General features: G+C 32.1%; 19 protein-coding genes. 9 read left to right on the top strand and 10 right to left on the bottom strand.

From position 1 onward, the window contains the following. The first annotated feature begins 52 nt into the window (after positions 1–52). Entirely contained in the window at positions 53–529 is a 477-nt protein-coding gene (locus tag ACFSSE_RS13850; protein ID WP_379046967.1) for a TlpA disulfide reductase family protein, read from the top strand. 4 nt (positions 530–533) lie between these two features. Then, positions 534–1,130, top strand: a complete 597-nt coding sequence (locus ACFSSE_RS13855; protein WP_379046964.1) for a thioredoxin family protein — start codon at positions 534–536, stop codon at positions 1,128–1,130. A gap of 161 nt (positions 1,131–1,291) precedes the next feature. Here ACFSSE_RS13855 and ACFSSE_RS13860 read toward each other — a convergent pair whose 3' ends face one another. Then, complete coding sequence (locus ACFSSE_RS13860; protein WP_379100988.1) at positions 1,292–1,591, bottom strand: helix-turn-helix domain-containing protein; 300 nt, start codon at positions 1,589–1,591, stop codon at positions 1,292–1,294. Between the two features lie 291 nt (positions 1,592–1,882). Here ACFSSE_RS13860 and ACFSSE_RS13865 point away from each other — a divergent pair, with 291 nt between their 5' ends. The 5 genes from ACFSSE_RS13865 to ACFSSE_RS13885 all read left to right on the top strand — a co-directional run bounded on the left by ACFSSE_RS13865 (position 1,883) and on the right by ACFSSE_RS13885 (position 11,573). Continuing rightward, on the top strand, positions 1,883–3,547 hold the full coding sequence (locus ACFSSE_RS13865) for a tetratricopeptide repeat protein (RefSeq protein ID WP_379046961.1): 1,665 nt from the start codon (positions 1,883–1,885) through the stop codon (positions 3,545–3,547). 210 nt (positions 3,548–3,757) lie between these two features. Continuing rightward, positions 3,758–6,466, top strand: coding sequence for a TonB-dependent receptor (locus ACFSSE_RS13870; protein WP_379046958.1), 2,709 nt, complete (start codon positions 3,758–3,760; stop codon positions 6,464–6,466). Positions 6,467–6,493: 27 nt separating this feature from the next. Continuing rightward, complete coding sequence (locus tag ACFSSE_RS13875; RefSeq protein ID WP_379046956.1) at positions 6,494–7,525, top strand: hypothetical protein; 1,032 nt, start codon at positions 6,494–6,496, stop codon at positions 7,523–7,525. Between the two features lie 27 nt (positions 7,526–7,552). Next, positions 7,553–8,611, top strand: a complete 1,059-nt coding sequence (locus tag ACFSSE_RS13880) for a phytase (RefSeq protein WP_379046953.1) — start codon at positions 7,553–7,555, stop codon at positions 8,609–8,611. 295 nt (positions 8,612–8,906) lie between these two features. Further along, positions 8,907–11,573, top strand: a complete 2,667-nt coding sequence (locus tag ACFSSE_RS13885) for a response regulator (RefSeq protein WP_379046950.1) — start codon at positions 8,907–8,909, stop codon at positions 11,571–11,573. Between the two features lie 378 nt (positions 11,574–11,951). Here the strand turns inward: ACFSSE_RS13885 and ACFSSE_RS13890 are convergent, their stop codons facing one another. From ACFSSE_RS13890 to galK, 3 genes are all read right to left on the bottom strand, one after another. After that, a complete protein-coding gene (locus ACFSSE_RS13890; protein WP_379046947.1) occupies positions 11,952–12,893 on the bottom strand; it encodes a UDP-glucose--hexose-1-phosphate uridylyltransferase in 942 nt (313 codons plus the stop codon). Beyond that, on the bottom strand, positions 12,856–12,999 hold the full coding sequence (locus ACFSSE_RS13895) for a hypothetical protein (protein WP_379046944.1): 144 nt from the start codon (positions 12,997–12,999) through the stop codon (positions 12,856–12,858). The genes ACFSSE_RS13890 and ACFSSE_RS13895 overlap by 38 nt, the downstream gene beginning before the upstream one ends. Before the next feature lie 110 nt (positions 13,000–13,109). Further along, positions 13,110–14,267 (bottom strand): galactokinase, encoded by a 1,158-nt coding sequence (gene galK / locus ACFSSE_RS13900; protein ID WP_379046941.1) that lies wholly within the window; start codon positions 14,265–14,267, stop codon positions 13,110–13,112. A 186-nt stretch (positions 14,268–14,453) separates the two neighbouring features. Here galK and ACFSSE_RS13905 point away from each other — a divergent pair, with 186 nt between their 5' ends. Next, positions 14,454–15,335: an AraC family transcriptional regulator gene (locus ACFSSE_RS13905; RefSeq protein ID WP_379046938.1), complete on the top strand. Its 882-nt coding sequence runs from the start codon at positions 14,454–14,456 to the stop codon at positions 15,333–15,335. Position 15,336: 1 nt separating this feature from the next. On the opposite strand, the gene ACFSSE_RS13910 is transcribed toward ACFSSE_RS13905, so the two are convergent. Beyond that, a complete protein-coding gene (locus ACFSSE_RS13910; RefSeq protein WP_379046935.1) occupies positions 15,337–16,818 on the bottom strand; it encodes a sensor histidine kinase in 1,482 nt (493 codons plus the stop codon). 328 nt (positions 16,819–17,146) lie between these two features. On the opposite strand from ACFSSE_RS13910, the gene ACFSSE_RS13915 reads away from it, so the two are divergent. Next, positions 17,147–18,433, top strand: coding sequence for a citrate synthase (locus ACFSSE_RS13915; protein WP_379046931.1), 1,287 nt, complete (start codon positions 17,147–17,149; stop codon positions 18,431–18,433). An 88-nt stretch (positions 18,434–18,521) separates the two neighbouring features. On the opposite strand, the gene ACFSSE_RS13920 is transcribed toward ACFSSE_RS13915, so the two are convergent. From ACFSSE_RS13920 to ACFSSE_RS13940, 5 genes are read right to left on the bottom strand one after another with little or no spacing between them, the layout of a single operon-like run. After that, on the bottom strand, positions 18,522–19,982 hold the full coding sequence (locus ACFSSE_RS13920; RefSeq protein WP_379046928.1) for a cellulose synthase family protein: 1,461 nt from the start codon (positions 19,980–19,982) through the stop codon (positions 18,522–18,524). Positions 19,983–19,993: 11 nt separating this feature from the next. Then, positions 19,994–20,695 carry a glycosyltransferase family 2 protein gene (locus ACFSSE_RS13925; protein ID WP_379046925.1) on the bottom strand — a complete coding sequence of 234 codons (702 nt, stop codon included), beginning with the start codon at positions 20,693–20,695 and terminating at the stop codon, positions 19,994–19,996. Then, positions 20,695–22,236, bottom strand: a complete 1,542-nt coding sequence (locus tag ACFSSE_RS13930) for a 4Fe-4S binding protein (RefSeq protein WP_379046922.1) — start codon at positions 22,234–22,236, stop codon at positions 20,695–20,697. Before ACFSSE_RS13930 ends, ACFSSE_RS13925 begins: the two co-directional genes overlap by 1 nt. Before the next feature lie 16 nt (positions 22,237–22,252). Next, positions 22,253–23,575, bottom strand: a complete 1,323-nt coding sequence (locus ACFSSE_RS13935; RefSeq protein ID WP_379046919.1) for an NAD(P)/FAD-dependent oxidoreductase — start codon at positions 23,573–23,575, stop codon at positions 22,253–22,255. A 29-nt stretch (positions 23,576–23,604) separates the two neighbouring features. Continuing rightward, entirely contained in the window at positions 23,605–24,414 is an 810-nt protein-coding gene (locus ACFSSE_RS13940; protein ID WP_379046917.1) for a DUF547 domain-containing protein, read from the bottom strand. Between the last annotated feature and the right edge of the window lie 21 nt (positions 24,415–24,435).

Consider the following 24,435-nt stretch of genomic DNA (forward strand, 5'->3'; position numbering starts at 1 on the left):
TTAATATTATAAAAAAATCTTTAAATTAATATTTCAGTTAGAACTTATGAAAATGAAGTTTTCTTTATTGTTATTTCTTTTTGCCATAAGTTTTAACAATGTTTTTTCGCAAGTTAATTTATTGACTTTAAATAAATTAGACCTTAGATTAGAACAAGGAAAAGACACTGTTTATGTGGTTAATTTTTGGGCAACTTGGTGTGCACCCTGTGTTAAAGAATTGCCAAACTTTGAAAAACTAAATGCTGATTATAAAAACCAACCCTTAAAGGTTATTCTATTGAGTCTCGATTTTAAATCTAAACTTGAAAAAGTAGTTGAGCCTTTTGTAGTAAAAAAAGGTTTAAAAAGCGAGGTGTTTTTATTGAATGAAAAATCTGAACAGGAATATATAAATAGGATAAGTAAGGAATGGTCTGGTGCATTGCCTGCAACTTTAATTATTAATCCTAAAAAGAAAACGCGTAAATTTTATGAGCAAGAATTTACCTTCGAAGAATTAGAGAAAACATATTTATTAAACAAATAATAACATGAAAAAGGTTTTGATTTTACTTTTTGTAGCAATTGCCAGTTTTGCAAATGCACAAACCGGCTATAAAGTTGGAGATATAGCCATTGATTTTAGTCTTAAAAATGTAGATGGAAAAATGGTATCGTTAAGTAGCTATACTGATGCAAAAGGTTTTTTCGTCATATTTACTTGTAACCATTGCCCATATTCTAAAGCTTACGAAAACAGAATTATCGATTTGGATAAAAAATATGCTGCTTTGGGTTATCCGGTTATTGCCATTAGTCCAAGCGACTCGGCTGCATATCCTCAAGATTCTTTTGAAAACATGCGAAAACTTGCCAATGAAGAAAAATACCCTTTTCCGTATTTATTAGATGAAACACAGGCCATTACAAAAGCTTATGGTGCAAAAGCAACCCCACAGGTTTTTTTGCTAAACAAAACTAAAAGCGGGTTAAAAGTAGCCTATATTGGAGCTATTGATAACGATATTGAAAACGTTAATTCTCAGAAAATTAACTATGTAGAAAATGCCGCAGATGCATTACTGACTGGTAAAAAACCAGAAATTACACAAACCAAAGCTATTGGTTGCACTATAAAATGGAAATAGCTTTAAACTGATAAAGCATTTTTTTATCTTATGATTTGAGTTTCAAAGACTAATTAAATAGTTTTAAAAATTAAACAGGTTCAAAAAAACGTTCAATTTTATTGGGTGTTAATTAATTTATCTAGTAGTTGTCTATTAGTTTTCTACTAGTTGTTGTATAGTTATTCTCTTTTATTAAAAAACAACTTTTTAAAGCGTGTTTTTAGAATACAGATGATCTTCATTAAAGAATTTAATACTATGATTTCTCCCTTTTTTGTTTTTCGTAGGAGCGTGGTGATTTGTACTTTTAAAATTTCTGCAATTTCAAATAAACGTTGTACTGTTAATACTACACTGCCACTTTCAATTTTAGAATAATTACTTTTAGATATGTTTAAAATAAAAGCTATACATTCTTGGCTGTACCCTTTGTTGACGCCTTCAATTCGCCTGAGATAAATAGATTGTTTTAAATTAATTAATTATTAACCTAAGTTTCATTAATTAAAAACCGAAGATTTGATTAGAATTAGCTATTTAATAGTTTATCGAAGGTTTTTTATGAAAAAAGAAGAAGCAATTATAGGTATAATTACAATTGATACTTGTTAATTTAGTTGCTTTGATGTTGATTAACATGGCATCTACAAAAAAACTCCGTTCTTCTGTAAAAAACTCCAATTTTAAAACAATAAGCTAGTTTAACATTAACTTAACCTGCACACATTATTTTAGTATCCTTAATAGGAACTCTTAAAATGTATGGTAAAATGAGATTTATATCATTTGGATTAAAAGCAAACTTTTTAATTAGAGTAACCATACTGCTTTTCAATTTTTCATGGATAGGAAGTTCATTGCTTTTAGCGAAAAGCAATGAATACAATAGATATGAGCATACCCATAACCTGATTAAAGAAAACCCAAATGCTGCTTTTTTACAGATTAAGCGTTTAATGAAAGAAGCTCAAAATAATGGAGATGTTTACACCACAGCCGTTTGTTATGAGCAATTGGGCGAACTGTTTTACATACAAGGTGCATACACCCAAGCTTTGGATAATTATTATAAAGCCAATAACTTGTTCAGAAAAAAAAACCATTTGGGTGAATTGGCCGAAAACCTGAATAAAATAGGGGAAACATACTATTACAATAGGCAATATGATGTAGCCTTAAAATCTTTCCAGGAAGCACTAGGTATTTACAAAAAGCTCAAACACAAAGCAGGAATAGCCTGTTCTTATGGTTTTATTGGTCAAACTTATGAAAAAAGTAACGACAGCCAACAAGCCTTTAAATTTCAGCAATTAGCCTTACAGCAATTCAATACCGTAAAAGACCAAACAGGAATCGCCAAAATCTACGAAAATTTAGGAAGCATTTATGAGGATAAACTACAGTTAGATTCTGCGCTTAAATATTTTAAATTAGCTTTAGCCATCAACGAGTCTAAAGGGAATAAAATGGCCCAAATAGAGATCATCAACAATATTGGAGACGTTTACCGTAAAAACGGACGGTACAAAGAATCTTTGACTTACACCAAAAAAGCCGTTCAACAAGCCTTAGCCTTAAATGACCATTACCAGCAAGCAAGTGCCTACAGAGATCTTTCAAAAGCATTTGATTTAATGGGAAAACATGATAGCGCTTACCATTACAGCGAATTGGGGAGAGATATTTTTATGGGTATCTTTTCTGAAGATAATAAAAAGCAATTGTTGCTGCTGCAAACACTTTTTGAAATAGAACAAAAAGACAATGCCATCGTTCAATTTGAAAATGACAGAAAAGCAAACCGTTTAATGGGTATTGGCGCAGGATTAATCTTTATATTATTGGTGTCTCTGGGCGCAAGTATCATTAGTAGGCAACGGTTGAAAATTAAAAACGAGCAGAAGCTAAATGAACAGAATAACAATTTATATGAAATTCAAAAGCAAGCATTAGAAGCCGATTTGTACAATAAGCAATTAAAAGAAGAGAAATTAAATGGCGAGTTAGAACTGAAAAGTAAAGAGCTAACGAGTCATACTTTACACCTTATCCAAAAAAATCAACTACTAGAAGAATTAAAAAGTAAGCTGAATGCGATGATCAAAGATGAGAAAAGAGACCAACGCAAAGAATTGAAGCAGCTCCTCAATCTTATTAGTTTCAACAACAATCAAGATAAAAATTGGGAAGATTTTAGAATTATTTTTGAAAGGGTGCATGAACATTTTTTTGATAGCCTAAAAAAGCATTGTAACAATTTAACCTCTTCAGATTTCCGCTTAGTGGCCTTGCTAAAAATGAACTTGAGCTCTACCGATATTGCCACACTTTTGGGCATATCTCAAGATAGCTTAAGAATTTCAAGGTACAGACTCCGCAAAAAACTCAATCTCGGAGAAGGGGAAAACCTCAGCACTTTTATTCAAAGTTTATAGTCTTAAAAGTACGCTAACAATAGCTTAACACAAGCTTAATGGCTTTTTTGTTTTTTGTAATAAATTGATAATCAATATGTTGTTTTGTTTAAAATTGAAATGTTGCCCTCCTGTTAATGCTGTTTTTGGGACTGTATATATTTTGTAACGCCATTAAATTGATTGCCAAATCATCAGGGTTAATCTTTGCTGCAATAAAAAAATAATTTTATGAATTTAAGATCACTACTTTTTTGCGTACCCCTTTTACTATTTGCAACGTTGGCTTTTGCACAACGCGGAATTATAAAAGGAAAAATTGTTGGACAGGAAAATAAGGAACCTTTGGCAGGAGCTACCATTCTACTTTCTGGTACCAATAACCAAACCTTTACTAACCTTAACGGCGAGTATCAGTTTTACGTAAACTCCGGAAATTTAAGTTTAACAGTGAGGTATCTGGGCTATCAGGATACCATTATCAAGGTCAGTTTAAAAGATAATGAACTGAAAGTGTTGAACATTACCTTAGCCAGTCGCCAGCAAACACTGAGCAGCGTAGTCATTACTGGCTATACACAAGGGCAGGCAAAAGCATTAAATCAGCAAAAGAATGCTGACAATATTAAAAACATTATTGCTGCCGATCAGATTGGACGCTTTCCCGATCCTAACGCTGCCGAAGCTTTGCAAAGAGTGCCAGGCGTAAATATTGAGCGAGATCAAGGAGAAGGTAGATACGTTTCTATACGTGGTTTGGCACCTCAATTTACCAATACTAGTGTAAACGGGGAGCAAATCCCATCTCCAGAGGCGGATGTACGTTTTGTGGCTTTAGATGCAATTCCATCAGATCAATTGGCATCTATAGAGGTGACCAAAGCATTAACACCAGATATGGATGGTGATGCGATTGGTGGATCAATCAATTTAATTACTAGAACTGCCCAAAGCAGTACGCCTGAGATTATAGGTTCTTTAGGCGGTGGTTACAATAATTTGATGGGGAAGCCAAATTTACAAGGGCAGTTACAGTACGGTCAGCGTTTTGGTAAAAACCAAAAGTTCGGTATGCTTTTAAATAGCAATTACTATCATAACGATTTAGGTTCTGATGGAGTAGAAAGAGCGGTGGAAGACAATGAACTGGAATTGAGGGATTATGAATTGACCAGAACTCGTTTGGGCTTAAGTTCATCTTTTGATTATAAATTTAATTCGCATCACGAGGTTTATCTAAAAGGTCTGTACTCTAAGTTTACCGATAGGGAATTTAGAAGAAGGTATATTTTTATTCCCGAAGATGACGAAATTGTAAAAGCAACTAAAGACCGTTTCGAATCACAAGCTGTAATCTCTATCAACGCTGGTGCAAAGCATACTTTTAAAAAGGTATTTTTAGATTATGAAGGACAGTACAGCTTTGGAGAACAGTATACGCCTTACGATAACGAAGGCGAGTTTATAGCAGGCATTCCCAGTACTTTAGATTTTAGCAATCCTAAATTCCCAGCTTTTGAAGCCGCAGATTATACCAACAATTCTTTGTATGATTTTGATGCCGTAGGCTTTGGTAAAACAGTAGCAAAAGACGAAAATCTAACTGCAAAATTTAATGTCGGTGTACCCTATAAAGTAAATGGTAACGATGGTTTAATCAAATTCGGAGCTAAAGTAAGGTCGAAAAATAAGAACTTTAACATTCAGCAAAATACGTTCGAAAACCTAGGTGGCGTACCTGATTTAAGTAATTTTGATAGGGATCCAGTTAAAGATGAGTTTATGTCTGGAAGATATGAACTGGGCAGACCTTTAGATTTAGGTAAACTGATTACGCATTACAATGCCAATCCGGGTCAGTTTGAATTACAGATAGAAGACAAAGCGATAGACGAAGCACTGGAAGCTTATACCGCCTCTGAAGATGTAATGGCGGCTTACTTAATGGCTCGTCAGCAATTTAAGAAATTGATGGTTTTAGGTGGTTTCCGTTACGAAAGCACAAAAGTGAGCTACAATTCTAAAGATGTTGTGATTAATGAAGCTGGCGATTTAGATGAAATTATCCCCGTAAGCGGAACCAGTAAATACGATTTCTTATTGCCACAATTACATTTCAAATACGAACTCAATAAATTCAGCAATATCAGAGCTGCTGTTACCTATTCTTATGCTCGTCCAAATTTTGCGGAAATTGTACCGGCACAAGAAATTAACCGAGAAGATGGTGTAGCTACAGCAGGAAATGCAGCTTTATTACCGGTAAGTGCCATCAATTATGATTTAATGTTCGAGCGTTATTTTGGCTCGGTAGGTATTGTTTCCGCAGGATTGTTCCACAAACAATTGGATGATTTTATTTACAACAGAATCTTGTTCAATTCTCCTTACCCATTAACCGGTACACCAAGCATTACTGGGATAGATGTGGTACAAGCACAAAACGGTAATGATGCGCAAGTAAGCGGATTAGAGTTTGCTTTCCAAAGAAGACTAACTTTTATCCCCGTTTTAAAAGATTTTAGTGTTTATTTAAATTATACCTATACCCATTCTAAAGCAAATATCCAAAGCCGAGGTGCTGATGAAGCCAACGCCAATACCACAGAGGAAATCAGGCTGCCTGGCCAATCTTCAAATGTAGGAAATGCTTCTTTGGCTTACGAGGGTAAAAAATTCTCTATCAGAACGTCTCTTAATTTCAATGGCGAATTCTTATCAGAAGTAGGTGGTACAAAAGAAGAAGATATTTATGTAAAAAGCCGCTTACAGTTTGATGCCAGTGCCAGTTATGCCATCAATAATCGCATCAGGTTATTTACTGAAGTCTTAAACATGACCAACCAGCCTTTAGAAGTTTATCAAGGCAATAAAAGTCAAACTATCCAAAGAGAATTCTATTCTTTCTGGACTCGTTTCGGTCTGAAATTTAATTTGTAGTATCCACAAACCCATATTAGAAAACACATGAAAAATTTGAGATATATATTTTTATCTGCGTTGATCATTACTTTATCAGCTTGCGATAAAAAGAACGATAACCTGGTAACACCATTGGTTGAAGCCGATTTTCCGCAAATTTTGCTTTTAGCCGATGAAGGCGATGGAGAATTGGAAGACGAAGATAAATTTAGTTTTAAAATAACATTAGCCGATAGGGTTGACCCAGAAGGAAATGAATTGGGCGGTAAAATAGTTCCGTTAGCGCAAGATGTGAAAGTAAATTTTGAAATTACCGATTTTGAAGGATTTAAAAGCATCTCCTCATTTATTTTAGATGCGAAAGCATTTTATGAAATAGACGATTGCACCACATCCGAAGATGAAAGCATCGACCTAAACTTAGTTTATGATGTAAATACAGGAAAAGGAAGTGTGACTTTCCCGAAAGGCGTAGAAGAAATAGAAATAGAATTTGAAACAGATGCAGATTTGTTTGATGACGATATTTTTAATAGCCAAGCCAGAAAACTAGAGATTAAATTAACCGGATTAGATGCCAACGGACAAAATGTAGTGGTTAATAAAGACAATGTATTTGAGTTTATGGTATTAGATGATGAAGGTATTTATGGCGAGTATGAATTGGATATCAATAATCAGGCAGAGTTTGAGAAGTACATTCAACTTTTTGGTTTAGTGAACGAAGATGTAAAGAATTTAACCGCTGCAGATGTAGAAGAAATTTTGGTGGAATTTCAATACGGTGAGTTTAAAGCAATTATTGTACTTAAAGAAACCGAAGAGATTGACGAATGCGGCGAGAAAGAAACCGTAAATAAAGAAATAGAAATAGAAGGTGAATTTGAGGAACTGGAAGATGATGCACAAGAAGGAGCGGTAGAATTTGTAGGTGAGGTGGAGCAAGAAGACGGCTCGGAAAAAGAATTTGTTTACAAAGGCACTTTTAAAATTGACGGCGAAAATTTGGTGCTTACCCTACAAGGAGAATTTGACGATACAGAAACGAACGATATTATCCTCAATCTAAAAAAATAACCATCCTATTCAACAAAATAACAAATCATGATTTCATATAAAATATTATTAAGCGCAGCATCTTTAGCACTTTTTGCATCCTGCGCAAACCAAAATATAGATAGCAACAGCGTTAAGCCCTTGTACATTACAGAGCCAGTTAAATTTGACACCGACGATCCTGCAATTTGGGTAAATCCAACAGATCCTGCACAATCTTTAATTGTAGGGACAGACAAAGATGAAAACGGGGGCTTGTATGTTTATGATTTAAAAGGAAAAATCATCCAAGAAAAAACAAGAGCTTTAAAAAGACCCAATAATGTGGACATTGCTTACGGGTTAAAACTAGGAGGAAAATCTTTTGATATTGCAGTGGCTGCCGAGAGACTCACACACAAGCTCAGGATATTTTCTTTACCCGATATGCAGGAATTAGACAATGGCGGTATTCCTATATTTGAAGGAGAAACTGGATTAGAATTTCGTGATTTAATGGGCATTGCACTTTACACCAGTCCTGTTGGAAAAATTTACGCCATTGCAGGTAGAAAATCAGGACCTACAGATGGAACTTACCTTTGGCAATATTTATTAGAAGATGATGGTAGCGGAAAAGTGAAAGCAACATTGGTAAGGAAATTTGGAAATTACAGTGGTAAAAAAGAGATAGAAGCTATTGCTGTTGATAATGAGATGGGTTTTGTTTATTATTCTGATGAACAAGTTGGGGTACGTAAATATTATGCAGATCCGGCAAAAGGAAATGAAGAATTGGCCTTATTTGCCACCGAAGGTTTCCAAGATGATAATGAAGGAATCAGTATTTATAAAACTTCGGCAAATGCAGGATATATTTTGGTATCAGATCAAAGCGCCAATCAGTTTAAAGTGTACAGCAGGGAAGGCGATGGCAGTCCACACAACCACCCATTCATCACTTCTGTAAAAACATCAACTAACCAAAGTGACGGTTCGGATATTGTTTCCATCCCCCTAAACAACGATTTTAAACATGGACTTTTTGTCGCCATGAGCGATGATAAAACTTACCATTTATACAGGTGGGAAGATATTGCAGGAAAAACCCTAAAAATTAATCCTTAATACACTAATCAATAAATTACAGCAAAAGAGTGGGTTGCTTAGCTCGCTCTTTTGTTGTTTTATTTACCATTGTCTATTACCCATTAACCAATTGCTACATCATAAAGGAAACATAAACTTAATATAGCCATAACAACTGCTAATGCGTGGCTACGTATAATTACTTGTGCGTTTATTTCAAATTAAACTTTTAAAATCTTTTAAGGCTAGGCTCCTTTTAAGTTTTTTTTCTTTTTTTTTAGTGATTCTTTTATGGGTAATAGTTTATAACTGCATAGACCAAAGGAAAAAACAATTGCAAGCCTTTACTGTAGGTCTCAGTCATATCCAAATCCAATATTTGCAAAGTATTGATGATTTACAGCAATTCATGCTTTCGGGCTTTCATGATCCTAATTTTTATAAAACAGGCAAGCAGAAAAACATTGATAAATTTTTGCTCATTCAAGATAGTATCCGTAAAGATCTTTATCAGCTTAAAGCTAAAGCCATCCAAAATAAGCTTCATGTTACACCATCATTAGACAGTTTAATAGATTTAAGTAAGCAAACTTTGGTATTGGGTAAATCACTCAAATTAATTTATTATCAGAAGGGCTTTGAGAACGATGGTTTAGAAGGTAAAATGAGGGGATATGCGCATTGGATAGAAAATTCAAAAATAGTATTAGGGACAGAGATTTTACAATTACGCCGTCATGAAAAAGATTATATGTTACGAGGTAAAGTTGAATATGCTCAACTTTTTTTTAAAGAAATTGATCTCCTTATTCAACGCCTATTAAATGCTGAGAGCAGAGCTGACGCACTACATCAATATAAAAAATATTTTACCGCCTTTTTTAATTATACAGAAAGGTTAGGCATTAATAAAGCAGAAGGTATAGTGCCGAAAACGCAAAACTATATTGAGAAATTTGGAAAAGTGTATGCCCAAACAGATAAACTTGCTATCCAAGAAATTCAATATTTACAGCATAGATTTACCAACCTTTTAATTGTTTTTTCGATTTCATTATTAATGCTTGGCTTTTTGCTAAGCTGGGTACTTTCTAAATACCTCACTCGAGATATCAGAGCCTTGAACAAAACAATGGAGGCATTTATCAGCTCAGATTTTAAAGATATCAAACACAAAGATTTTGAAAAAAGCATTATGCCTAATAGTATTGAAATTCAGAAACTTTATAATGATTTCAATCTATTAAAAACAACTTTAAGGAATTACATCAATAATTTGAATCATCGTACTGATGAATTACAAACACAATCTGGCGAATTGCAGGAACTTAATGAAGAATTGCAAGCACAATCAGAAGAATTGCAAAATCTAAATGAAGAGCTTTATCTACAAAAGCAACAAGAGCAAAGTATTCGTAAAGAAGCAGAGAAAGCCAATCAGGCTAAAAGCATTTTTTTAGCCACAATGAGTCACGAGATTCGTACCCCAATGAACGGAGTTTTAGGAATGGCTACATTGCTCTATGATACTCCTTTAAATCCTGAACAGTCCGAGTATGTAAAAACGATTAAAACAAGTGGAGAAATTTTGTTAAATGTAATTAATGACGTACTAGATTTTTCTAAAATAGAATCTGGTAAGCTTGAGCTAGATTTGCATGATTTTAACCTACGGGATTGCATAGAAGAGGTGATGGATATGTTTGCAGGCAAAGCAGCAGAAAAAGACCTCGACTTGATCTATCAGATTGCACATGAAATCCCTTTAAATTTGGTTGCGGATAGTTTACGGTTAAAGCAAATACTAATTAACCTTACAGGTAATGCCATTAAATTTACCGCTGAAGGAGAAGTGTTTATAGGAGTTAGTTTATTAAAACAAAATGAAGATAACCACATCGAACTTGCTTTTGAAGTAAGAGATAGTGGTGTTGGGATTCCTAAAGATAAATTACAAAGATTGTTTAAAGCATTTAGTCAGGTAGATTCTTCAACCAATCGCAAATATGGTGGCACCGGCTTAGGTTTGGTTATTTGCGAACGTTTGGTGCATTTAATGGACGGAACTATTATTGCAGATAGCGTGTTAGGCGTAGGATCGTCTTTTCATTTCACCATTGCTACTGCAATTAGTACACAACCTGTTCTTATAAAGGTGCCTTGTAGTATGACCAGCCAAAAAGGTAAACGAGTTTTGGTGCTTGACGATAATGAAACTAACCTTAAAATTCTACAAATACAGTTAGAACATTGGGAATTAATTCCTATAATGGCAAATTCAGCTAAGGAAGCTTTAGCCGAGTTAAGTAAACATACTTTTGACTTGGTATTAACCGATATGCAAATGCCAGATATAAATGGTGTAGAGTTTGCAAAATCAGTAAAGGGTAAAAACCCACAATTACCAATAGTTTTATTGAGTTCTGTTGGTGATGATTCAAAGAATGATTTTCCGGAGCTTTTCTCATCTATCCTGCTCAAGCCAGTTAAACAACAAGATCTTTGCAAAGCCTTGCAGAAAGGGTTTCAGTTCGCTCATGATACCATTGAACCAACAAAAAAACCTACATTATTGATTGAAGCATTTGGGGAGAAGCATCCGCTAAAGATTTTAGTAGCTGAAGATAATTACATCAATCAAAAGCTGATTGATAAAATTTTAAATAGATTAGGTTACCAACCCATTATGGCAGAAAATGGGATTGAAGTATTGTCTTTAATGGAATTACATGATTTTGATGTTATTTTAATGGATGTGCAAATGCCAGAAATGGATGGTTTAGAAGCTACGCAAACCATCAGAAGTTTACCCATTGTACAGCCTTACATAATTGCTTTAACAGCTAATGCAATGCAAGAAGATAAGGAAGAGTGTTTGAAAGTTGGCATGAACGATTTTTTATCTAAACCCATTAATATAGAGGAGTTATTGAAACAATTGACCCATGCTTTTAAATTTGTAAGCGACCGTAATACTTCAAAAATAAATAGGATGAAATAGCCAAGCTTAAATTATTGTGAAGCTTAGCTATTTATGATATTTATTAATTTAATTACAAATCTTTTGATTTTTCAGCTGTCTTAGGTTAGCAATTGTTTTTGCTTTAGTGCTAGTGGCCGGTTTTTTTGTTGGTACAGTTTCTTCTACCTTTTCTTCAGGAACTGATGTTATGGTCTTTTTCAAATATTCTGATACTAAGTGTTTATTTACATTTATGCGTTAACGATTGGAACAGCATCTTTTTTGTCATCCTGAACGGAGTGAAGGATAAAAAAAAGACGCCTTGCTACCGTCAGGCAGGTAGTGTAAAGCGTGTTTAAACGCCCATAAATAATTAATATCAAGGGAATTTACCAGTGATATTTTACCTAGCGTATTTTAAACTTTGCTTAAGTAATGCACATCAGCTAATTCTCTTAACTTTTTAGCGGCTTGCTCTGCCGTAATATCTCTTTGTGGGTTTGCCATCATTTCATAGCCTACCATAAACTTTTTTACCGTTGCCGAGCGTAACAATGGCGGATAAAAATGCATATGCCAATGCCATTCTGGGTGTTCACCATCATTTACAGGTGCTTGATGAATACCTGAAGAATAAGGGAATGAAGTTTCGAAAAGGTTATCGTACCTGATGGTTAAGGCTTTTACAATTTCAGCCAAAGCTTTGGTTTCTTGTGTTGTAAATTGATGCGTATATTGAACATGTCTTTTACTTATAATCATAGTTTCATAAGGCCAAACAGCCCAAAACGGAACTAAGGCTACAAAATGCTCGTTTTGTAAAACAACTCTTTCTTTTGTTTTATCTTCTTCTGCTAAATAAGCGCTCAACAAGCTTTGTTTGTTTTCTTTAAAGTATTTAGCTAATTGAACGGTTTCTTTAGCAGGTTCGTCAGGGGTACTGCTTTGCGCCCAAATTTGACCATGAGGGTGTGGATTGCTACAACCCATAATATCTCCTTTATTTTCAAAAATCTGAATGTATTTAATCCATTCGTTTTTGCTCAGCTCCTGAAATTCAGTTTTCCATAAATCAATCACTTGTACAATTTCATCAACCTCCATTTGTGGCAAGGTTAAATCATGACGAGGAGAAAAACAGATTACTCTGCAAATTCCTTTTTCACTTTTGGCTTGCAATAAACCATTTGCGTTAAGTCCGCCATCTGGTGTATCATTTAGTAAAGAAGAAAAATCATTTCTAAATGCAAAAGGTGCGGTATATTTTGGATTCACCGTTCCGTCTAAACGGGTATTTCCTGGGCATAAATAACATTTCTCATCATAGCTTGGGCTTAGGGTATTTGACCAAAGCTTCAACCTTGCCTTGCCAAGGTCTTTTTGTCCGGTGCGGAGAAACTAAAATCCAGTCACCTGTTAGTATATTTAATCTTTTATGTGGATGTTCTTCGAAATTAAAACTCATATAGTTCTGTTACCAGTCATTAAATGACTAAAATTTTTCTTTTTTAAAATTTGAATTAAATCCTAGTTTTTTTACCCACTACTTCTTACTCACTACTTACTACTTACTACTTAATCTATAATATGTGTACCGTTTTCAATTTGAGTAATGTAAACATTCATGCCTATGTTCATTTTATTGAAATAAGCTTCTTTTATTCTTTTTACAATACCCTCTAATTCGTCTTCTTTAACTAAGGCAATTACACAACCACCAAAACCACCACCCATCATTCTGGCTCCCAAAATTCCATCTTCTTTTTTTGTACAATCAACTATAAAATCTAATTCAGGGCAACTTACTTCGTAAAGTTCACTTAACCCTGTATGTGTTTCATACATTTTCTGCCCAAAATCAGCAATTTTGTTTTCCTTTAAATCTTCGCAAGCGGCTAATAGTCTGTGGTTTTCTTCAACTACATATTTACACCTATCATAAATATCCTTACTTTCATTAGCTAAACATTCTTCTACCATTTCAATAGTAGCATCTCTTAAAGTTTTAACTTCTGGGTATTTTTGTTGGATTATAGAAACACCTTCGCCACACTGGCTGGTACGTACATTATACTCTGATGAGGCCAAAGAATGCTTTACCATCGAATCAAAAAGCACTATCTTAATTCCTTCTAACTCAAACGGAACATATTCATATTCTAAAGATCGGCAATCTAATTTCACCACATGTCCTTGTTTACCAAAAACACTTGCAAACTGGTCCATAATACCACAATTAACACCCACAAACTCGTTTTCTGCTTTTTGAGCTAATTTTACCATTTGCATTTTTTCTAACTCCAAGTTAAAAACATGGTTAAGACCAAAAATAGTTGCACATTCTATAGCTGCTGATGATGACATTCCTGCGCCTAAAGGCACATCGCCAGATATTACTGCATTAAAACCACCTACTATTTTATTTATTTTTTGTAATTGTTCTACTATACATATTACATAGTTTGGCCAACCTTTATCAGAGTAAGTTAAATTATTTACACCTGTAGTGTAAGACTCATCTAAATCAGCAGCAACTACAAAAATTTTATCATCTTCTCTTTTTGTTAAAGCGATATAAGCAGCTTTATTTATCGCAGCTGGTAAAACAAAACCCATATTATAATCGGTATGTTCTCCAATTAAATTTACTCTTCCTGGTGAACGAACAATAACAGGTTCTTCATTAAATGTTTTTAGAAAAATACTTTTTACAAGATTTTGTGGGTCTCTCATTTATTATTTGCTTAAAGTTGGTTTATTAATAACAGCTTGAGTTCAAAATTTATAATTATATAAACTGTTAATATGATTGCAAGGTATTACAAGAAAAAGGGTAAAATATGTTATATATTATTGTAATCTTGGACTATATTACGCAATTATTTAAATAAAATATATTTTTATACAAACAGTTATTAAATGGCAAAGAAGAAACAAGGATTTGCAGGACAACGCTTAATAGAATTACCAAATTATATTTTAGAAAAATATGGTGAAATTAACACTACTTCAAAAATAGGGAATTTCACAAAAGTTGGTTTTTTTCCGGATGCTAAATATCAATTTATGGAAGAAAATGATGGGAGAGAGGAATATGTACTTATTTATTGTATAAACGGTTATGGGGTTGCAATTATTAATCATAAAATATTTCATATTTCGCCTGGAGATTTTTTTATTATACCAGCGCAAACACCGTTTTCTTATTATGCAGATAAAATTAAACCTTGGACAATTTTCTGGTTTTTTTATAAAGGAACTGCAATTGAGGAAATGTCTGATTTATTTATAAAATCAGCAAAATCTTATAAAGGTTATTTGCCATATAATGAGGAAAGAATAAAATTGTTTAATAGAATTTACCAATATTTAGAAAGAGGTTTTGGAGATGATAATCTAACTTTAATAAATATGTGTTTACTTAATTTAATTTCTTCTTTTGTATTAATTACAGATATTGATGTTCATAAAGAAAATAAAAATCAAAGTTTAATAAACACCTCAATTCAATTTATGAAAGAAAATTGTGCTGTACATATTACACTGTCTCAAATGGCAGAGAATGTGAACATTTCGGTTTCTCACTTTTCTTTTCTATTTAAAAAAGAAACTGGTTTTTCGCCTATTAACTATTATAATAATATTAAGATGCAGAAAGCTTGTGAGTATCTCAAATTTAGTGATTTTTTGATAAAAGAAATTTCTTTTAAACTTGGGATATTGGATATTCATTATTTTACCAGATTATTCTCAAAAACAATGGGCGTAACGCCAAAAAAATACCGAACTCAAAACAAATAATTTAGCTTAAACTTATTTTTTGTTTTAAAATAAGTTCATTAATTGCCTCGCTTGCATTACTGTTTGGTATCATTACTCTAATTTCTGTTAGATTATTTTTTGGATAAATATCAATTAAACCGTTAATTCTATCTAATGCAGTTTTTATAGAGTATAAGCCTAAGCGTATAGTGTCCATATCTCCTTGCTTATTTGCTCTTTTAAATAATTCAAAAGCATTATCTTTTTCTATTTCAGAAAAAGATTTTCCATTATTTATGACTGATAAACTTAAAATGCCGCTTTGGTCTATAAAAGAATTAATTTTAACTATCGGGTTGCCTGGCTTGCTAAACTTAAAGGCATTATCTAAAAGATTAATTACTATAGAATCAAATAGTTCTATATCACAATTAAAATTATTTAAACTTTGGCTTTGTGTTTTCACAATAACATCATGTTTATCTAGCTTATACTTATTATTAATTCCACTTAATATTTCATTTAGCCTATTATTAACATCAATGCTAACTATTTTTAAATCTTTTGTTCTTATGTTATTCACAAGTATCATTTTTTTTAGCATCTCGTCCATTTTCTGAGACTCTATTTCAATCATTTCAACAAGTTCTTGTTTATCAGTCTCAATTTTAGCCAAAGAAGAAAGGCCTAAAATTCTACAAAGTGGACCTCTAATATCATGCGAGGTGCTATAGAAAAAAGATTCGAGTTCTTTATTTACCTTATTTAATTTTTTATTTATTAAAGAGAGTTCTTTTGTTCTTAATTCAACTTCCTTAGCTAAAATATCTGTGTATTCATTTTGTGCTTTGTTATAGTTTTCTTCTTTTATTAAAAGTGATTTCAGAAATAAGTATAATAAAACACCAATAAAAGCATAAAAAACTATTACCAATAAAATATTATTAATTAAATCATGAAAAATATCATCTTTAAATTCTTCAAAATTTTTATCTATTTGCACAACAGCAACAACCTCATTATTACTGTTTTTTACAGGCGTAAAAGCAGATAGCCAAATTCCATTTTCATCATTATATTCATCTATTACACCGCCTTTTTTATAATTATCTATTAATTCTTTAGGCGGGGTATGGTATAAATGTTTGTAATAAGGCTTATCACTTGATGATATTCCAAAATAAAACTTTTTGATATCTTGAGTGGGTACAAGGGTATAAATATCTGTGTTAATACCCGAAGATTTTTTTATTGTAGCTAACTGTTTGTTAATCTCAGAATAATCTTTGTTTTGAGTGTTAGTATTTATATCATCAGTGTTTGGAAAAGAATTAATGATTTTCTCATGTTTATCTCCATCTAATTGAGAAGCAATTATTGAAGAAACTGTAGAAAGCTTTGTAAAAACTTCTTGCTTAGCGCTATTTATATCATTGTTATAATTATGGAAGCTGTTATATACCGCAAGGATGATTAAACAGACGTAAACAGAAATAATTATTTTAAGTTTAAGATATTTCATACATAAAAATACATTTAAAGATATGTTTAATTACGAATAATATTTACGTCTGGTTTTAAAATTTTAATTCTATTTTTTATGTTATAAGAATTTTAAAATAAGGAGTGCCAGCGATATAATTTTGATGAAAAATTGAGTTAAAGTAATTCAATTGATAATTAATTGTAAATTTTATGCTAAACAGCTAAAAACATTTAAATTTTTTGATTTTTTATTTTGTTTAAAGCGGAATAAGTGTTTATTTAGCTAAATGAGGGGATTTAGTTAATTTATAACCTTATTTACTCGCATAAATAATTAAATTTGTGCCAAAGCCAAAAAAAACTATATGTCAGAAACAGCAGAACTTAAATTAGACGGAAAATTGTACAACCTACCTATTATTGAAGGTACAGAAGAGGAAAAGGCTATTGATATAGCTAAATTAAGAGATCAAACTGGTTATGTGACATTAGATAGTGGCTTTAAAAATACTGGAGCTACAAAAAGTGCAATTACTTTTTTAGACGGAGAAAAAGGAATATTAAAATACAGAGGTTACGGTATTGAAGAATTAGCAGAAAAATCAACTTTTTTAGAGGTTGCTTATTTGTTGATTTATGGAGCTTTACCTACCCAAAAACAAATAGAAGATTTTCAACTTCAAATTAGTCGCCATACTTTGGTGCATGAAGATATGAAGAAGTTTTTTGATGGCTTTCCATCAAAATCTCATCCAATGGGGCAATTGTCTTCTTTGGTTTGTTCTTTGTCTTCTTTTTATCCAGAATCTTTAGACCCAAACCAAACTAAAGAAGAGTTTGAATTAACTATTATCAAACTATTGGCTAAAATGGCGACTATTGTTTCTTGGATTTATAAAAAATCTTTGGGGCATCCGGTAATTTATCCAAAAAACAAATATGATTATGTAAGCAACTTTATGTACATGACTTTTGGTCAACGTACAGAAGATGTCGTAATTGATGATGTAGTTATTGATGCGATGAATAAGTTGCTTATTTTACATGCAGACCATGAGCAAAATTGCTCAACATCTACAGTAAGAATTGTAGGTTCTTCTGATTGTAATTTATACGCATCAATTTCTGCAGGTATTTCTGCACTTTGGGGTCCGTTACATGGCGGTGCCAACCAAGCAGTAATTGAAATGCTTGAGAAAATTAAAAATGATGGTGGTGATGTGGATAAGTGGGTTAATAAAGCAAAAGATAAAAACGATTCTTTCCGTTTAATGGGTTTTGGGCATAGAGTTTATAAAAACTTTGATCCAAGAGCAAAAATTATTAAAAAGGCTTGTGACGAGATTTTAGCAAAACTAGGTATAAACGACCCAGTTTTAGATATTGCGAAAAAATTAGAAGAAGTTGCGCTAAATGATCCTTACTTTGTAGAAAGAAAATTATATCCAAACGTTGATTTTTACTCAGGAATAATTTACAGAGCTTTAGGTTTCCCTACAGAAATGTTTACTGTTTTATTTGCATTAGGGCGTTTACCAGGTTGGATTGCACAATGGAAAGAGATGAGAGAAAATAAAGAACCTATTGGTCGTCCTCGTCAGATTTACGTTGGAGAAAAAAATCAAGACTACGTTGACATATCTAAAAGATAATTAAAGACACAAAAACTCTTAACAAAAAAATCCCTTTTGAATATATTCAAAAGGGATTTTTTTTGAGCTCTAAAAAGTATTTTAAAAACTAATTTTTAACAAGTTGATGTTTTAAAGCGTAATAGTTTAATATGCCAAAACCTAAAAAAAGCATTAAGTGAAAAGGTAATAATCCATAATCGTTATAATAAAATGCAGCTACTATTCCTAAAAAGAAATAAACGAACAAGAACAGTTCAACATAAAACGATTTTGGAAGTTTTTTATTAATGTAAACATTGTCTTTAAAGCTTTGCTTAATATTTGACAAGTTAAATTTTGGCGTACGTATAAAATCAGACTTAAAGTTAAATAAGCCTTCTAAAACAGCAATAGAATTATGAAAACTTAATGCCATTGAAACTGATAAAAACATAGGAAAAAGCTTGGCAAAAGCTTTAAAAGAGTCTTTTTTAGAGAAATTCGCAATTAAATAAAATACGGTAACAATTATAAATCCAATCATAAATACCGATAATAATTGAAAGTAAATTACAGGTATATTAGAGTTGTTTTTAATTAATAAAACCGGAAGACTTAAAATACTGGTTAAAAAAACAAAAAGAAAAACATAAGAGTTTAGTAAATGTAAGCTTCCGAAAATTTTCTTTTTTAAACCAACATCCGCTTTCCAAATTTCTTTAATCATTTTTTTAGAAGTTTCAATTGCTCCTTTTGTCCAACGGTGTTGTTGAGATTTAAAAGCATTAAGTTCTATAGGTAATTCGGCAGGAGTAGTTAATTCTTCAACATATTTGAATTTCCACCCTTTTAATTGTGCTCTGTAACTTAAATCTAAATCTTCTGTTAGTGTATCATGCTGCCATCCGCCTGCATCAGAAATACATTGTTTACGCCAAATACCAGCAGTGCCATTAAAATTCATAAATAAGTTGGCTTTGTTTCTTCCAGTTTGTTCTATGGTAAAATGCCCGTCTAAACCAAAGCCTTGAATTTTAGTAAGTAAAGAATAGTTTTTGTTAATATGGCCCCATCTACTTTGCACCATACCAATATTAGGATTTTGAAAATGGGGGATAAGCTGGTGTAAGAAATCAGCTTCTGGCAAAAAATCAGCATCAAAAATTGCTATTAATTCTCCTTGCGCATTAGATAATCCATGTTGTAATGCCCCAGCTTTAAAACCAATATTTTTATCACGAGTGATGTGTTTAATATTAAATCCCTCGGCTATTTTTTGTTTTATAATATTAGCAGTAAGAATTAAAGAATCGTCATTAGAATCATCTAAAACTTGTATTTCTAGTTTTGAGATTGGATAATTTAAATTACAAACCGAGTTTATGAGTCTTTCTGTAACGTACAACTCATTAAAAAGAGGTAATTGTATAGTTACAATTGGCAATACAGAGGGTGTAATCACCTCTTCATTATGCTCATCTGACGTTTTTAGATAAAAATAAATTAGATAAGCTTGACCTATACTAAAAATAAATATTACACTTAAAGATAATGTGTAAAGTATAAGAATGGAAACTTGCCAAATCATAATATTAAAAATTACAAGTTTTTAAAAATTGTCCATATTATTTTATACCCAGCCAAAATAACCCCTTTAAGAGTTCCAGAAACTTTACTCACTCCAATTCGTTTTCTATATTTTACTGGTACTTCTACACATTTTAAATTAAGTTTTGCAGCCTTTACTTGCATCTCAACAGTCCATCCGTAGGTTTTGTCTTTCATGTTTATTAACATCAAATCTCCCCAAGATATTGCCCTAAATGGCCCTAAATCTGTAAATTTTACATTATAAAATATTCTAATTAAGTGAGTTGCTAGCCAATTGCCGAAAACCTGTGGCATTGTCATAGATCCTTTTTCTTTAATTCCTAAAGCTCTAGAACCTATTACTAAATTAGCGCTATTATTAATTATAGGTTCAACTATATTTACTAATTCTTCGGGGTAATCAGAGTAGTCGCCATCAATAAATACAACGATGTCTTTTGCTGTTGCTTTAGTTTTTAAATATTCAATTCCTTTTAAACAAGCATTACCATAACCTGCCAATGGTGCATCAACAACGGTTGCACCAGCGTTTTTTGCAGCTGCGGCCGTATTATCTTTAGAATTATTATTACAAACAATTATCTCTTTTACTAATGATTTTGGAACGTCATTAATAACTTTCGTAATAGATTCTTCTTCGTTATATGCAGGAATAATTACATAAATATTCCTGATTGTATTTTCTGTCATTATTTAATTATACTTTCTTCTGGTCTGATATAAGCATCAAACCTTCCTTCTTCTGCTAAATTCTCTAATTTCAAAACACCTCTTGGGCAAACAGCTGCACAAATACCACAACCTACACAAGATGCTCTAATAATATTTTCTCCTTTTTGAGCATAAGCTCTAACATCTATTCCCATTTCGCAGTAGGTAGAGCAGTTTCCACATGATATGCACTGGCCACCATTAGTAGTGATTCTAAATCTTGATTTGAAACGTTGCACTAACCCTAAATATGCTGCTAAAGGGCATCCAAACCTACACCAAACTCTATTTCCCATCAGCGGATAAAATCCTGTACCAATTGCTCCAGCAAATACAAATCCTATTGCAAATGCATAAACTTCTCTTATTAGATAAGTATCAATCCCTAATATTGTTGTAGTACCAGTAAAAAAAGTATAAAGTACAGCTATTGTCATAACAATTACAAAAACCAAAACGCTATGAACAATTACTCTTTCATATTTCCAAGCTTTTAAAGACTTATCAGAAAGTTGTCTAAAAGGATCTCCTAGTGTTTCGGCTAAACCACCACAACCACAAACCCAACTGCAATACCATCTTTTTCCAAAAAAATAAACCATTACTGGCACACCTACCACAAATAAAAATATGCCCCAACCTAACATCCAATAACCCAAAGTACCGGCAGCTGTTAATTCATCTAACCTGTAATCAAAAAAGAAAGAATAATCTAATGGCCACATATTTTTAAAATCCATAGAGGGCATTTGCAATTTGATAAGTATGTTTGGAATTATAAAAGCAAAGGCCAATTGAAAGAAGATAACAGATGTGGTTCTTAATAATTGGTAATTACTGTGGCGATATTTCACATACATTTTAATACCCATGGTTGTCATAATCAACGAATACAGAAAACCATATAAAAACCATTGAGAAGCTACACCGCCAGTAAGAACTAAACTTAAATCATCAACTAATAATATCCAATTACTTAAATAAGCTGGGGCTTTATAAAGAAATATATAAAATGAGATTAGAAAAGCCGCAAACAAAAAGGCTATAACACCTCTGCTGGTAATTCTTGTTTTATAAATATTGTTATTTTTTATTCCAGCAACAGGGCTTATAAACAATTCGGCAACTATATATATTAAGCCGCCCAAAGCACTTACAACAAAGCATATATAAAAAAATAAGGTTTTATTATCTTTCACTAAACCAATGGTGCTTTGTTTAACTATTTCTAAGGTATAATCTGTGTAAATTAATTTATCCCATTGTTGTTCAGATTTAAATTTTTCATTAATTCTATTAACACTGTTCTTAAAGTCTTTAATAAAGTCAATATTACTGGTGTATTCTTTATCTAAGATATTGCTTAATTCAGGTTTTAATAATTTTTGGTGGGTTTTGTCTGTAATTACATTATTAAAAACAGTATCCGTTAATTTGTATTTGCCAACAAACAATAATGAGAGGAATATGGCAAAAGAAATAAGAAATATTCCGAAACCAATTTTTTGGATAATTTTCATTGTTTATAGTTTCGGATTAAAAAATTAAGAATTTCTTTTTATAGGGCATTTTAGCTTTATGATTTGGAAAACTATTATTAAAGCTTTCTAAAATTGCTAAATGGTGATTTTTACTAAATTCAGAGTCAAAAAAACCTTTGTTCAAGTTAGCAATACAATTACTTATTGGTTCTTTTCTTCTTATCCAATCATCGGCAACTACTTGCCTAAAACGTATTCCAAAAAAATTAAAACCTCTTAAACTACCGTCAGTTTTAGCAAAATTAGCTCTAAAAGATATTTTACCATTTTGGTGTTCCCAATAAAAGGTTTCTTCATCCTCAAACGGAACTTTAAACATTAACCCATAAGTTTGGTATTCAATATCTAAAAACTTAGCCGAATTAAACCAAATACCTCTATCGTAAGCCGTTTTATTACCGCAAATTGTATTTGCTAAAGCTTTACCTTGCATTTTGCCGGTGTACCATAATTGTTCTACAGGAGGGTGGTTTTCTTTAGGATTTCTAAACTGTGCGCAATCGCCCAATGCATAAACATCTTTAATGTTAGTTTCTAAATAATCATTTACTAAAACACCTTTATCAGTGTCTAGTTCGGTATTTTTCAGAAACGCAATATTAGGTTTAACACCTGCTGTTAATCCAACAAACTGGCATTTTATTATTTTACCATCTTTGGTTTTAATGGAGTTTACTTTACCATTCTCATCGGCTAAAATTTCTTCTAATTCTGTTTGGGGCAATAAATTAATATGATGCTCTGCAATGTGGTTTCCTACTAAAACTGATTCTTCAAGAGGAAGAACGCTTGACCAATAACTTTTTTCTCTAATTAAAAAGTTTACTTTAATACCTCTACTATTAAGCATTTCGGCCATTTCAATACCAATTAAACCTCCACCAACAATTACAGCTTCCTGTATATCTTTGGTGTTTTCTTCCATCAACTCAACATCTTGTTTAGTGTACAAACCTTGCACACCTTTTAAATCTTGGCCCGGCCATCCAAATTTGTTTGGTACAGAACCAGTACAAATAACAAGTTTATCGTAATTGATAATTTCTTGACTTGAAGTTTTAAGTTCCTTAACATCGAAACTTATTGATTCTATATAAGCTTCCTTTAAATCTATTCTGTTTTTTTTCCAAAACCAATCTTCATAAGGTTTTGTGTGTTCGTACTTCATGTGCCCCATGTAAATATACATGAGCGCCGTTCTTGAAAAAAAATGCTCCGATTCTGATGATATGATGAGTATCTCATGGTCACTTTGTTTTCTGATGTGCCTTGCCGTGGTAATTCCAGAAATGCCGTTACCAATAATTACTATTTTCATCTTAATTTGTACGTTACTATTGGTGATGCTTATTTCCCGTTTAAATCCCAATTATACTCTAAATAATTAATTTTGGTGTTTTTAGTAACCTTGGTAGTTGAATATTTATTTACAAAATCAACAACGCTTCCTTCAGCTTTAATAAAATCTGCTTTATACCAATCAAATAACTTTGATAATGACGCACTGCTAGTGGTAATTTTATTGAATTTTGGGTCAGATAAAGCAGCTTTTGTGTTAGCCGTTAACATATCTTGAACGTTATTAGCAGAATAAGCAGTATTTGACAATGTTGGACAAGATACAGCCGCACAATTTACAGCAAAGTGAACTCTAGCATCAAACAACTCAGTTCCCAATAATATTTTCTTTTCAATATCATTTAAAGTAACACTTCTGTTGTCGAATTTATAAGCTAATGTTTGATCCCAAACTTTTCCGTTTGCAATTTTCAAGATTGAAGAAACAGGATAATTACGGATAATTTGATCAATTGTTGCTGCATTATATGCATTTATCCAAAATGCTAACTTTTCATTATTTGATAAATTAGAAACTTTAATAGCACTTAAAGATTTTAAATATCCCTGTAATGCGGTTTTGTTTTTCACAAAATTTGCATAATTAACATATCCTTTAGCACTAACATTAGCTTTCAATAATTTATCAAAAGCTGTATGATCAACACTTGCAACTGCTTCTGTTTTATTTTCAACAACGCTAGTTTTTTCTATGTTGTTATTTGAAACATTTGTTTCTTTAACTGTTGAACCGTTTACACAGCTCATAAAAAAAATGCTAGCTACTATATTTGTTATAATGATTGTTTTGATTTTCATAATTTCTAATTTTATACAAAC

Origin of the sequence: Pedobacter alpinus (assembly GCF_042684645.1) — a bacterium.
In the GTDB taxonomy this organism is placed as follows: Bacteria; Bacteroidota; Bacteroidia; order Sphingobacteriales; family Sphingobacteriaceae; genus Pseudopedobacter; species Pseudopedobacter alpinus.

Coding starts and splice junctions, on each gene's coding strand:
- ACFSSE_RS13875 (WP_379046956.1), top strand. CDS start 6,494: ATGAAAAATTTGAGATATATATTTTTATCTGCGTTGATCATTACTTTA.
- ACFSSE_RS13850 (WP_379046967.1), top strand. CDS start 53: ATGAAGTTTTCTTTATTGTTATTTCTTTTTGCCATAAGTTTTAACAAT.
- galK (WP_379046941.1), bottom strand. CDS start 14,267: ATGAGAGACCCACAAAATCTTGTAAAAAGTATTTTTCTAAAAACATTT.
- ACFSSE_RS13915 (WP_379046931.1), top strand. CDS start 17,147: ATGTCAGAAACAGCAGAACTTAAATTAGACGGAAAATTGTACAACCTA.
- ACFSSE_RS13910 (WP_379046935.1), bottom strand. CDS start 16,818: ATGAAATATCTTAAACTTAAAATAATTATTTCTGTTTACGTCTGTTTA.
- ACFSSE_RS13895 (WP_379046944.1), bottom strand. CDS start 12,999: ATGAGTTTTAATTTCGAAGAACATCCACATAAAAGATTAAATATACTA.
- ACFSSE_RS13870 (WP_379046958.1), top strand. CDS start 3,758: ATGAATTTAAGATCACTACTTTTTTGCGTACCCCTTTTACTATTTGCA.
- ACFSSE_RS13940 (WP_379046917.1), bottom strand. CDS start 24,414: ATGAAAATCAAAACAATCATTATAACAAATATAGTAGCTAGCATTTTT.
- ACFSSE_RS13905 (WP_379046938.1), top strand. CDS start 14,454: ATGGCAAAGAAGAAACAAGGATTTGCAGGACAACGCTTAATAGAATTA.
- ACFSSE_RS13865 (WP_379046961.1), top strand. CDS start 1,883: ATGAGATTTATATCATTTGGATTAAAAGCAAACTTTTTAATTAGAGTA.
- ACFSSE_RS13935 (WP_379046919.1), bottom strand. CDS start 23,575: ATGAAAATAGTAATTATTGGTAACGGCATTTCTGGAATTACCACGGCA.
- ACFSSE_RS13925 (WP_379046925.1), bottom strand. CDS start 20,695: ATGACAGAAAATACAATCAGGAATATTTATGTAATTATTCCTGCATAT.
- ACFSSE_RS13920 (WP_379046928.1), bottom strand. CDS start 19,982: ATGATTTGGCAAGTTTCCATTCTTATACTTTACACATTATCTTTAAGT.
- ACFSSE_RS13855 (WP_379046964.1), top strand. CDS start 534: ATGAAAAAGGTTTTGATTTTACTTTTTGTAGCAATTGCCAGTTTTGCA.
- ACFSSE_RS13880 (WP_379046953.1), top strand. CDS start 7,553: ATGATTTCATATAAAATATTATTAAGCGCAGCATCTTTAGCACTTTTT.
- ACFSSE_RS13930 (WP_379046922.1), bottom strand. CDS start 22,236: ATGAAAATTATCCAAAAAATTGGTTTCGGAATATTTCTTATTTCTTTT.